The 12,133-nt window shown below is 46.3% G+C and carries 9 protein-coding genes; 7 read left to right on the top strand and 2 right to left on the bottom strand.

Translation table 11 applies throughout. From position 1 onward, the window contains the following. Positions 1-447: 447 nt before the first annotated feature. Complete coding sequence (gloA, locus tag L5L77_RS08280; RefSeq protein ID WP_006087315.1) at positions 448-858, top strand: lactoylglutathione lyase; 411 nt, start codon at positions 448-450, stop codon at positions 856-858. A 158-nt stretch (positions 859-1,016) separates the two neighbouring features. On the opposite strand, the gene msrQ is transcribed toward gloA, so the two are convergent. Continuing rightward, positions 1,017-1,679 carry a protein-methionine-sulfoxide reductase heme-binding subunit MsrQ gene (msrQ, locus tag L5L77_RS08275; protein WP_113939639.1) on the bottom strand — a complete coding sequence of 221 codons (663 nt, stop codon included), beginning with the start codon at positions 1,677-1,679 and terminating at the stop codon, positions 1,017-1,019. Between the two features lie 46 nt (positions 1,680-1,725). Further along, the gene (gene msrP, locus L5L77_RS08270) at positions 1,726-2,760 is read right to left on the bottom strand and encodes a protein-methionine-sulfoxide reductase catalytic subunit MsrP (RefSeq protein ID WP_263222543.1); all 1,035 of its coding nucleotides are present in this window, start codon (positions 2,758-2,760) and stop codon (positions 1,726-1,728) included. A gap of 253 nt (positions 2,761-3,013) precedes the next feature. On the opposite strand from msrP, the gene rmuC reads away from it, so the two are divergent. From rmuC to L5L77_RS08240, 6 genes are all read left to right on the top strand, one after another. After that, positions 3,014-4,588 carry a DNA recombination protein RmuC gene (gene rmuC / locus L5L77_RS08265; protein WP_263185576.1) on the top strand — a complete coding sequence of 525 codons (1,575 nt, stop codon included), beginning with the start codon at positions 3,014-3,016 and terminating at the stop codon, positions 4,586-4,588. A gap of 81 nt (positions 4,589-4,669) precedes the next feature. After that, positions 4,670-6,595 (top strand): transglycosylase SLT domain-containing protein, encoded by a 1,926-nt coding sequence (locus L5L77_RS08260; protein ID WP_263185573.1) that lies wholly within the window; start codon positions 4,670-4,672, stop codon positions 6,593-6,595. Positions 6,596-6,834: 239 nt separating this feature from the next. Further along, positions 6,835-7,539, top strand: a complete 705-nt coding sequence (locus L5L77_RS08255) for an EAL domain-containing protein (protein WP_263191922.1) — start codon at positions 6,835-6,837, stop codon at positions 7,537-7,539. Between the two features lie 185 nt (positions 7,540-7,724). Beyond that, positions 7,725-8,636, top strand: a complete 912-nt coding sequence (locus tag L5L77_RS08250) for an AAA family ATPase (RefSeq protein ID WP_028760026.1) — start codon at positions 7,725-7,727, stop codon at positions 8,634-8,636. 71 nt (positions 8,637-8,707) lie between these two features. Then, positions 8,708-9,814 carry a DUF58 domain-containing protein gene (locus L5L77_RS08245; protein WP_258547612.1) on the top strand — a complete coding sequence of 369 codons (1,107 nt, stop codon included), beginning with the start codon at positions 8,708-8,710 and terminating at the stop codon, positions 9,812-9,814. Continuing rightward, entirely contained in the window at positions 9,811-11,982 is a 2,172-nt protein-coding gene (locus tag L5L77_RS08240; RefSeq protein ID WP_263222540.1) for a DUF3488 and DUF4129 domain-containing transglutaminase family protein, read from the top strand. Before L5L77_RS08245 ends, L5L77_RS08240 begins: the two co-directional genes overlap by 4 nt. Positions 11,983-12,133: the final 151 nt, after the last annotated feature.

Genomic DNA, 12,133 nt, shown 5'->3' with positions numbered 1-12,133 from the left:
TTTCACCTTGATTAGACTTGATTTCAGACAAACAAAAAGCCGCAATTGCGGCTTTTTGCTTAACTTGGAACTGGGTTAACTCAAACTTGTATTAGTCGTTAAAACATTGAAACAAAGAACGCACTGAAAAATAAAGCAATAACAACTGTGGTGCCTAAAGCCATTTTAAGTTCGGTGTTCATCATTCGCTCTCCTAGTTGGTATGGCTACATTATTATCAACCCAGTGATAAAAACCCATGTTTGTCTCTGTGTTTTGTGAGCGATAGCCAATTTATCGGCAATTTTCTCTTCTAAATCCTGAAAATTCCTCTTACAGACAATCATTTCCCTATCCTAAGCGTTAATCTGGGTCAAGCGCTGTAAAAAACAATGGCTGACATTTATCGAGGTCCATTTACGGATTTTTGGTATACTCCACCCCGTAATCTATTTAGAGAGAGGACCTATGTCGCAACTATTACATACTATGATCCGCGTCGGTAACTTAGAACGCAGTATTGCTTTTTATACTGAAGTGCTCGGCATGAAACTACTTCGCACCTCTGAAAATCCAGAGTACAAATATTCTTTAGCTTTCGTGGGTTACGGTGAAGAATCCACAGGCCAAGCCGTGGTTGAACTGACCTATAATTGGGGCACTGACAAATATGATTTAGGCACAGGCTTTGGCCACTTAGCGATTGGTGATGAAGATATCTACGCCCGTTGCGCTGCTATTGCCGCAGCCGGTGGCAAAGTGACTCGCGCCCCAGGTCCTGTCGCAGGTGGTACCACTGAGATTGCGTTTGTTGAAGATCCAGACGGTTATAAAATTGAGTTCATTCAAATGAAATCAGCAACCCAAGGTTTAGGTTAAGTCCTGTCAACTGAACCCGAAAAATAGCTGAGCAAGACTATTTATTCAGCGAAAAATGCCGGATCTTCATTCGGCATTTTTGTTTTTATACTTTAGATATCACGTTATCCACAAAGAAAAACAAATAAAACCAGTGATTTACTGCTCGCGCCATACGTCTAAACCGACTTTATCGAAGCTTTATCTTGTGTCAGCTTTCGCTCGGTTTTGTTCGCCACTTTACGGCTGAAATGACGTTTAAACCAAGGCGTGCGCCACAGCAGCAACACACTAAAACCTACGATATACAGACTTGGCTCGATGATTTCCGATTTTACCGACCAGTAAAAATGGATTGGCGCCAATATAGCGACTAAATACACCCCATAGTGCAAGGTTTGCCAACGACGTCCCATCTTACGCATCAAGGCTTTAAACGAAGTTATCGCCAAAGCGGAAACGATAAGATAAGCCACAGCGCCGACTAAAATATACGGCCGTTTTACCACTTCACTAAACAGTAATTCCCAAGCAAACAACAGATCTAAACTAAAAAAGGCCAAGATATGTAAAGTGGCATAGGCAAACACATATAACCCCACTAAACGGCGGGTCTGCATCAACAGCCCTTGCTTGGTCAACTTGGCAATCGGTGAGATCAGTAAGGTCGCCGCTAGCGCATTTAATGCGCCTATGCCTGTGTAGTGAATAATGTGCTGCACGGGATCGCCACCCGCACGGCCAAGCACCACAGTGAGCACAAGGTAGACGATGGGCACTAAACCCAACAAATGAAATAACGCCTTTAGCCAAAACAAGTGCTTAGCGGTTAATCTCAACATAGTTTGTCCCCGCTTAATAGCGAATCCCCAAACAACAAACCAATCATCAATAGTATTTCCTCAGATCCATGCCGTCATACAGTGAAGCCACAAACTCGCCGTAACCGTTGAACGGCTGGGTATCGATGCGGGTTGCTGAAAACAATCCCCCCTCGCCGATACGACGCTCTGTGGCCTGCGACCAGCGCGGATGATCCACCGCCGGATTAACGTTGGCATAAAATCCATACTCGTGTGAGGCAAGCTGATTCCAGCTGGTCGGCGGTTGTTTATCCATGACGCGAATTCGCACGATTGATTTAATGCTCTTAAAGCCATATTTCCACGGCACCACTAAGCGAATGGGCGCGCCGTTCTGCGGTGGCAGGGTTTTGCCGTACAAACCGACCGACATTAAGGTTAAATCGTTCATAGCTTCGGCTATCGTGAGGCCTTCAACATAGGGATAATGAATACCTCCCCCCATTAATCGGCTCTTCTGCCCCGGCATTTGTTCGGGATCGAAGGCGGTTTCAAAGGCGACATACTTGCCCTTACTGGTGACGCCAACTTTTTTCAATAATGCCGCCAGCGGGAACCCCACCCAAGGGATCACCATAGACCAAGCTTCAACGCAGCGCAGGCGATAGTTACGCTCCTCAAGCGGGAACATTTTAGTCAGATCATTAAAATCTAAAGTCATGGGCCGTTCAACTTCACCTTCGATACGCAGTTGCCAAGGATCGACTTTAAAGTCTTGGGCATTATTGAAGGGATCTTGTTTGTCCGTACCAAATTCGTAGAAATTATTATGCTGCGTCACTTTATCAAACGGGGTTAACACATCGGCGTCACCGTACTGCTTATTGGATTGAAACGTCAGTGGCGTAGTGATAAATGAGGACTTAGGTTGATCGCCAAATAGATCGAATAATCCAGCCTGCACATAACCGGGCACGCTGGCACCGATAGCACCGAGTCCCATGGTTTTTACAATTTGCCGACGCGAGCGAAATACCGCTTCTGGCGTCACTTGGTTGTCTTGCATGTGCCACTGCGCTTTTTTAAGAATACCTGGGGTAAAACGGGAATGTTTAGCCAATTGACACCTCTACCATCCAATGATTAAAGCCACCGAGTCGCGATAAAAACCTTCTCTGGCGCTCGTCTGTATCGCTCACTCTTATATAGACAGGTAAAAGCCAGAAAAACTTTCCACCCGTGAATAAATTCACCTTAAACGTATAAGACTTGCTCATTCAAGCATTAAGCGCAGATATAGTTGATTAAAGGGCTTGAAGCCTGTTGGGGGGCATGCGAACCTAAGCGCCAAAGCTAAAGGAGTGCTATTGATCATGCCATTTTCTCAATCTTTTTCTGTCGCCGAAATCATCGGCCTTCTCGCCATTGCCTTCTTAGGCCTGTTGATCGGTGCTCTGCTCAATCAAAAACTCACCCGCCAACGCTGGCAACTACACAAAGACCAACTTGAGCAAGAAATGCGTCAAGTAAATGAAGATGCAGAATTATCCTTAGCACAACAGCAAATTTTGGTCGATGACAAAGAAGCGCAATTACGTCAATACCAGCAACGCCTTGAGCTCAAAATTGAACAACTGGGCAAAGCCGAGGCCTTAGCCGAACGCGTGCCCACCTTAGAGCAGCAATTAAATGATAGCCAGCGCCGTCAGTTAGAGATCCAATTAGCCCTGTCGAAATCCAATGCCATGCAGCAAACCATTCAAGCCAAGGCCGATGCCCAGCAAGAATCGCTGCAGGATAAAATTGCCAGCTTAGAATCGGCCGAAGTGCGTTTACAAACCCAATTTGAAAACCTCGCAAACCGTATTTTTGAAGAACGTAGCGAAAACTTTAAGCACCAAAATGCCAGCCAACTCGAAGGCGTACTTGGGCCATTAAAACAACAGCTTGAAGGATTCAGACAGCAAATTCGTGAATCCTACACCCACGAACAATCCGAGCGCAGCGCCCTTAAACATCAACTTGAGCACCTGCGGGAGCTCAATCTGAAGATGAGCCAAGATGCCATCAACCTGACCAAAGCGCTCAAGGGCGATAACAAACAGCAAGGTAACTGGGGTGAAGTGATCCTCGATCGCGTTCTGCAGGAAAGCGGCCTACGTGAGGGCCATGAGTACCATACTCAGCAAGATCTCAAGGATGATAGCGGTAAACGCTTTAAGCCGGATGTGATTGTGCATCTGCCAGAAAATAAAGATGTGGTCATCGATGCTAAGATGTCGCTGGTTAGTTATGAGCGCTATTTCAACAGTGAAGATCCAGCACTGCGCCAACAGGCCATTAACGAGCATGTCATTTCAATTCGCAGTCACATTAAAGGCTTAAGTCAAAAAGATTATCAACATCTGCACGGGCTTAAGAGTCTCGATTATGTATTGATGTTTATTCCTATCGAACCGGCATTTTTACTGGCATTGGAGCATGATCCTAGCCTAGTCAATTTTGCCCTTGAGCAAAATATCATGCTCGTTAGTCCAACGAATTTGTTGGTGGCCCTGCGCACAATTAACAATATTTGGCGCTACGAATATCAAAATCAACACGCACAAACCATTGCAAAACAAGCGGGTCGAATTTACGACAAGTTATGTGGTTATATTGAAGATATGGAAAAACTCGGCCGCGCCTTAGATAATGCAGAAAAAACCTATCACAGTGCAATGAACAAGCTGTCATCGGGCAAAGGCAACCTAGTGCGTCAAGCCCATTTAATGCAGCAGCTCGGGGTCGATACCAGCAAACAACTGGATAAAATGCTGCTAGAAAAAGCACTCAATGAAGCCCAGGACGATAACGACACTCAGGATGACGACTCTGAACTTAATCTATCGCATACCCGCGATCCTAAGGACACAGAACTCGAGCCTGTCGAGTGCGATGATAGATAACAAGAATTGAACACCCATTAATTACCTCAAATCGATACGGACATGTCGATTGATACCTTGATGCCCGGAGGCAAACGCTCCATGTGCAAAGCAGTTATAAATGTGGTTATATCCAGTGCAATATTGCTCGCAGGCGTTTTGAATGCCCCTGCTGCACTTGCGTTAACGTCAACGCAGAAAACCTTTCTTGAGGCCGAAAAAGCCCTGAAGAAGCAAGATTATGCAACCTACAAACCCCTACGGGCAAAACTAGGTAATTATCCGCTCGCGATTTATTTAGATCATGATATCGACATCGGTGCTCTTAATGCCTTACAGGGTTATGCAGCTAAAGCCTTGATTGAAAAATATGAAACCACCCCCATGTACAATAGGCTAAGGTCTAAATATTTAAACAATGCTGGTAGCCAAAAACGCTGGAATGATTATCTTGCGATCACCCCTGAAGCGCCTACCGACATCCGCCTGCAGTGTTATTACTATGAGGCGAAACTCGCCAAGGGCGATCTAAAAACGGCTTATGCGGCCGCACAATCACTTTGGGTATTTGGGGGTTCGCGACCAAAGGAATGTGATCCTCTTTTCAACACATGGACCAAAGCGGGCAAACGCACACAAGATGTCGTATGGGCGCGAATGATGCTGAGTTTCGAGGCTGGTGAAACGAGTTTACTGAGTTTTTTATCCCAAAAAATCACCACCCATAGTAACGAAGCTAAGCGTTTAGTCGCCGTCTATAAAGATCCCAATAGCCTGCGCCATACCGAAAAGTTTAAAGATAAAAATCCCATTGTCGGTGACATTGTTGCCGCAGGATTAAAACGCCTTGCCCGTAAGGATCTCGACCAAGCCATTAATTTGTATGAACGGTATCAAAAGGCCCATCGTTTTACCCCAGAACAAGCGCAGCAACTCGATAAATACCTTGTTCGCCGCATTTTAATTGAACAAGATGATAACTATAAAAACTATGTCGACAATGTGCTCACTGAGCTGAAAAATGACGACTTATTTGAGCGCCGTTTAAGATGGGCTATCCGCGATCACGACATGCGCAGTATTGCCCGTTACTTGAACCTACTCCAACCAGAAACCTTGGCAAAGGAACGTTGGCAATACTGGCTTTATCGCACCAATGCCAAAGAAGCGCCTGAAAGCGCCATAAAAGCGCTCGCGACAATCAGTAATGAACGTAATTTTTACGGTTTTGCTGCTGCGCAGTTCTTAAATAAACCGGTATCACTCAATCAAAGCCCTGAGCCTGTTGTTGATGCCAATAGCCAAAAGTTAACCGATGATCTCGGCTTTGTCAGAGTGCAAGAGTTAATGGCGCTCGACCGTTATTTCGATGCTCGCTATGAATGGATGTCACTACTAAAACGCAGTGACAATACGATGCGAGCACGTTATGGACGCTATGCCCATGAACAGGGCTGGTACGATTTTGGTGTTGAAGCCAGTATTCAAGGTAAGTTGTGGGATGATATTCCTCTACGCTTCCCTATGGCACACCAAGCCGGTTTTGAGCACGCCAGCAAAAAGCATAGGGTTAACATCGATGAGATCCGTGCGATTAGCCGCCGCGAAAGTGCATTCTATCTTTATGCGACCTCGGGTGTAGGTGCCCGTGGCCTAATGCAAATTATGCCCGCCACGGCCAAAGCTACCGCCAAAAAACACGGGGCCAGATATAGCGATCCAAAGGATCTCTACAGCGCAGAGCTTAACCTCAATCTTGGTAGCGCTTACTATGCCCAGTTGTTGAAAGAGTTTAACCAAAACCGCATCCTCGCCACGGCTGCCTATAACGCGGGTCCCTCTCGCGTGCGTCGCTGGTTATCAAACTCTGATGGCAAACTCGATGCCATGGGCTTTATCGAGGCGATTCCCTTTACTGAAACCCGTGAATATGTTCAAGCCGTCCTCAGCTATCGATTGATTTATGAGGCGCAAAAGCAAAAAGCACAGCCATTATTCAGCGAAGCTGAGCTTAAGTTTGCTTACTAACTCGCGACATGAAAAGGAACTCGATACTCAGCAGCATCGAGTTCCTACTTTTCAGCATACCCTAGGGTAAAGCTCATGCTTTAACCACCAAAAATTCTAAATGTTATTCTCTAAATTCAAATAATTAGCAAAGCGAATAATTATTCAGCAATCACGCCGTTTTATCGAAAACTTGTTTGCACTGAAGGGCGTTAAATGCGAATAATTAGTATTAAAGCATTAAGAATCCCATTACACCCATGATTAACCTTAGTTCGTTAACGCTTAGCTGCGAATACCAACCCTTTGTCAATCCTCATACTTTAGCCATCGACGGCTATGAAGCCTTAGCACGCTTTTACTTGCCTAATGGTGATGCGGTTGCACCTAATATTGTGTTCGAGCAATTGCATGAATCCACAGAAATACTCGCTGCAGTTGAATATCAAGCCAAGGCATTTCAACTCATCCATGCGCCGAGTCAGCAGCGAATTTTTATCAATGTTGATCCCCACGCCGTCGATGGACCACATACCGCCAAGCTCATTCGTTTGCTGTCCCACTATGAACGAGTCACGGTCGAGATCATCGAAAACACCTGCATTAACGATGCTCAGCTGGCCAGTCAATTATTCACTCAATTTAAACAAGCTAAGATACATGTGGCGCTGGATGATATTGGTGCGCCCCACTCCATGCTCAGTGTCGATCTGATGATGAACGTGGATTATCTTAAATTTGACCGTCATTGGTTAACGCACATAACACACCCAGAGGGAGCCCAATTATTAATTGCATTGGTCAACTTTGCCAAAAAGACTCACAAACAATGCATTTTAGAAGGCATAGAAACTGAAGCTCACTTAGCCTTTGCGCGGTATATCGGTGTCGACTTTGTCCAAGGCTTTTTGTTTAAATCCTGGTTTATTCGCCCCACCAGCAGCCAAGTACTGTGCCTTACGTAAGATCAGGCTAAAACGGTTTACATTCGCGCCACCAGCCCACTAAAGACCAAACCTAATGCTGTCGAGTAATTGATTTAGCACTAGAAATGCCACTGGATATACGGGCGATGATCCGCCATAGTGATAACGCACATCAGCTTGCAAATGCACCTTAAGCACACTTCCAAATGTATTAGGAGTCGCCCGTGGCACAATCTGGGATCAGCGAATTACTACAACAACTCGAACAAGTATTGCTGGGCAAGCCTAGGCAAATTCGTCTCGCTTTAGCCTGTATTCTCGCCCGTGGGCACCTGTTGATTGAAGACTTACCCGGTATGGGTAAAACCAGTATTTCCCATGGTATAGCCCAAAGCTTAGGTTTGAGCTATCAGCGGATCCAATTCACCAGTGACATGCTGCCTGCCGACATTCTCGGCGTATCGATTTTTGATAAACATCAAGCACAATTTATCTTTCATCCTGGACCGATTTTTAAGCAGATGATTTTGGCCGATGAAATTAATCGCGCCAGCCCTAAGACACAAAGTGCTTTACTCGAAGCGATGGCCGAACAACAAATTTCCGTCGATGGCATCACCCACAGATTGCCCAATCCTTTCTTTGTGATCGCGACTCAAAATCCCACCGATCAATCCGGTACATTTTCACTACCAGAATCGCAGCTCGACAGGTTTATGATGCGTCTGTCTATTGGTTATCCTAGCCACGATGCTGAACTCGCTATGCTTAAGAGCAATCATAACCACTTAACCTTAGATCAATTGCCCCAATGCCTGACACCGATGGCCTTAATGCAACTACAAGAGCAGTGCGACAAGGTCAGCGCTTCCGATGCCTTACTCAATTATATTCTAGCCTTAGTGAGTTTTTCCCGTAGCCAAAGTGACAGCGTGGGGTTATCACCGCGTGCCACCAAAGCGCTATTACAAGCGGCTAAGGCATGGGCCTTTTTAGAAGGTCGACATTATTTAGTCCCCGAAGATGTGCAAGCGGTATTTTGTTGTGTAGCGGAGCATAGACTCAGAACCAGTAGCCAATTACAGGGTGAAGCCCTATCAGAGCGAATTCTGGCGAGCGTTAACCCTATTATGTAGCAAGATACTGTAATGAGAAGATATCGCTAAAGTATGCAGTTAACGCATTAAACCAAGGAAATGACTGAGAAGTGAAACGACTGATACTCCCGACTTTCATTCCGACGTTAGTCCCGATTTGGCAACGTTGGTTAGCAAGACGCTTGCCACCGAGTCCCGAAATAACCTTAAGCCATCGCAGCATTTTTATTCTGCCGAGTGGTTTTGGGTTAGTTTGGCTCGGTCTGGTTTTACTTTTATATCTATTCGGCACTAACTATCAAAATAACTTAGTCATTGGCCTCAGCATCTTACTCCTAAGCCTTTTTAATACCTGCATTCTCTACAGTTACAAAAATCTGGCTGGCTTACATTTACGGGCCACGACGCCGCCCGAAGTCTATGCGGGCGAAACCTTAACCTTTCCCGTCCTCATCAGCACGCACCATAGTGGCCATAACATCCAGCTTAACTATCCGCATAATCGCACTTATACGGTGCAGAACCTTGGTACAGATGAACAACAAGCGCTCGTGCCCTTCGAGTATCATCAGCGGGGTCAAGTGTCACCGGGGCGGCTCAAAATTGAATCCTTCTATCCCTTAGGGCTTTGCCGCGCCTGGTCGCATGTGGATTTAGCCATTAGTCACTTAGTTTTTGCCCAGCCGATTGAAGCGCCGCTACAGCTTGAGGCTGATCATACTCAGTCGGAGCAAGATCCCCTGTTACTCGCGGGTAAACATGTATCGGGGATTGATGAGTTTAAAGGCCTTAAACCCCATGTGCTCGGCGAATCCCTCAAGCAAGTGGCATGGAAACAATGGGCACAGGGTCGCGGCATGTTGACTAAAGAATTCCAGCAGCCCCAAGGTGATCCCGTCTGGTTAAGGCTCAGACCCGATGCCAAACGCCTCGAAACCCAATTGAGTCAGTTAAGCTGGCAAGTCAATAAACTCACGCAACTTGAGCAGTATTTTGGCTTACATCTGCAAAACCCAATGGGAGACGATGTCTTGATCGCGCCCGCGATAGGCAATCACCACAGGATCGCCTGTCAAAAAGCCATTGCCTTATATCCACAATTAGCGCCTTCAGTGGCGAAGCCCCCATATCAGTCATCAGTCGCTAATCAGCCACAAAAAACGAATCAAGCTCCCCGCAAGCAGCATCATATCCCTACTTCGAGGGAGCAAGTATGAAGTTAGCGGCCAATAGCACAACACCGCAAATCGGCGACAATATTAGCCGCCAGACACTTTTTTGGTTATTGATCACCAATATTGCGGTATTAAGCCCACTATTTGATAAAACCACGCCTTGGACTTTGGGCATTTGCGCTATCTGTTTGCTGTGGCGTGTGGGGATTTATGTCGGCAAAGTGGCAAAGCCACCGCGTTTTTTGGTGACCAGTCTTGCGATCGGCGCCGCAACCACACTGGCACTCGTTTCAAAGGAAATAGGCTTACTCAATGCGCTAGTGAATCTGCTGCTGTTAGGTTATGCCTTAAAATACATTGAAATGCGTAATCAAAGGGATGTACGCGTTGTCGTCCTCGCGGGCTATTTTATTATCGCGCTGACCTTTATCGACCATCAATCCCTGCTTAATACCGCGCACTTGCTCGTGGTGACACTGATCAATACCTGCGTACTCGTGACTTTGTATCAAGATAAGCAATCCTTAAAACACACGGCTTGGATCGGTGGCAAATTTTTACTCCAGAGCCTTCCCCTCGCGCTGCTGTTATTTTTAGTGTTACCGCGTCTTGCACCGCTCTGGTTAGTGCCCAACATGAAAGAAGCCCAAACGGGCTTGTCCGATAGTCTGGCGATTGGTGATATAGGTAAGCTTACCCGTTCGACTGAACTTGCCTTTAGGGCGAGTTTTACCAATGCAAAGCCCATTAATGCCGAGTTATATTGGCGTGCCCTCGTGATGGAGAACTATGATGGTGTCACTTGGCGCCAAGAAGCGGGGATTAAACAGTTGCAAAAAGATGCGCTGCTGTTTCCGCCCTCACGGCCCAGCCCAGCATTGATGGTTAATAATCCTGATCCCATGAGTGATCCCATGAGTAATAGTCCTGCTTCGATAAGCAGTGAAGATCAAGAGATGGCATCAAGTGCGCAAGATAAGCATAGTATTCGTTATCAAGTGATTGCTGAGCCGAGCCACCAGCCGTGGTTATTTGGTCTCGATGTGGCCTATAGCCAAGATGATAACGTGGTCAATATGCCCGACTATCGGCTGTTGGCGCTGCGCAATATCGATCAGCGAATGAGTTATCAAGTAGAGTCTTGGCCTAAGGCGAAGATGGACCTCAAGCTATCGGCGCGGCAAAGGCAGATTAACCTCGAACTGCCGAGCCAAAGTAATCCACGCACTTTAACGTTAGCTGAGCAGTTTAAGACTCAGTATCCCGCGCCGAAGCCACGACTATGGGCCATGATGGGCCACTTTAATAGTGAGTCTTTCTTCTACACTCTCACGCCGCCTCCCCTTGGGCCACAGCAAGTGGATGATTTCTTATTTGAAAACAAAGCCGGTTTTTGTGTGCACTATACCGCTGCCTTCATTTTTATGGCGCGGGCCACAGGTTTACCCGCACGTATGGTCACAGGCTATCAGGGTGGGGAATATAATCCGCAAGCGGGTTACTACAGTGTGTATCAATATATGGCCCACGCATGGGCTGAGGTTTGGCTCGAAGATGAAGGTTGGGTGCGTTTCGACCCCACCGCTATGGTGGCGCCCGATCGTATCGAGCAAGGTTTCGACGCCCAATTTGATCCCGAGCAGAGTTACCTGCAGGAAAGCCCTTTTAGTAGCTTACGATTTAAATCAATGCCTTGGCTCAATGAGTTAAGACAACGTTTTGCCAGCATAGATTATTACTGGAGCGTGTGGGTACTGGGTTTTAACCAAGAGAAGCAAAATCAAGTGCTCAGTGGCATTTTAGGCGATGTGACTCACACTAAAATCGCGGTCTTTATGGGGCTCTGTATCAGCCTTATCGTGCTCTATATCGCCTACAGTGCGGGCTTATTACATTTTAGAGTTCAAGGCGATCCTATTAGCACTCGTTATCAACAGCTCTGTAATCGTCTCGCACACCATGGCATTAAGCGCAAAGACAGTGATGGACCAAATCAATTTGCGCAGCAGATTATTGAGCAATACCAACACAGTGCACCAAAGCTTTGCACGCTGTTCCAAACCTTGACACAAAGTTATGTGGCGCTGAAGTACCAAGATTTACCGGCTAAAGACTATCAAGCGCATTTAACCGCATTTAAAGCGGCGGCGAAGCAACTCAACTGGTTATTGCTCAGAGCCAAAGTGAAAGATAAGTTCAATCTAGCCTAGCATTCGTCAACTCAGCTTTAACTGACGATACATCATCGGAGCAAGCACCAATAAACACCTAAAATTGCGGGTTAATTCTACAGAAGCAGCAATAGTGTTGAATCTTATAAATCAAACACATAGAATTGTTTTATTGTCACCATGCCGAGTT

It is taken from the genome of Shewanella sp. SM29 (assembly GCF_025654245.1).
GTDB classification, from domain to species: Bacteria; Pseudomonadota; Gammaproteobacteria; order Enterobacterales; family Shewanellaceae; genus Shewanella; species Shewanella oncorhynchi.
This window is presented reverse-complemented; position numbering and strand designations above follow the sequence as displayed.

Bases quoted from the DNA above. Each gene is read 5' to 3' on its own strand.
- L5L77_RS08255 (WP_263191922.1), top strand. From the start codon at position 6,835: ATGATTAACCTTAGTTCGTTAACGCTTAGCTGCGAATACCAACCCTTT.
- L5L77_RS08240 (WP_263222540.1), top strand. From the start codon at position 9,811: ATGAAGTTAGCGGCCAATAGCACAACACCGCAAATCGGCGACAATATT.
- gloA (WP_006087315.1), top strand. From the start codon at position 448: ATGTCGCAACTATTACATACTATGATCCGCGTCGGTAACTTAGAACGC.
- msrQ (WP_113939639.1), bottom strand. From the start codon at position 1,679: ATGTTGAGATTAACCGCTAAGCACTTGTTTTGGCTAAAGGCGTTATTT.
- rmuC (WP_263185576.1), top strand. From the start codon at position 3,014: ATGCCATTTTCTCAATCTTTTTCTGTCGCCGAAATCATCGGCCTTCTC.
- L5L77_RS08260 (WP_263185573.1), top strand. From the start codon at position 4,670: ATGTGCAAAGCAGTTATAAATGTGGTTATATCCAGTGCAATATTGCTC.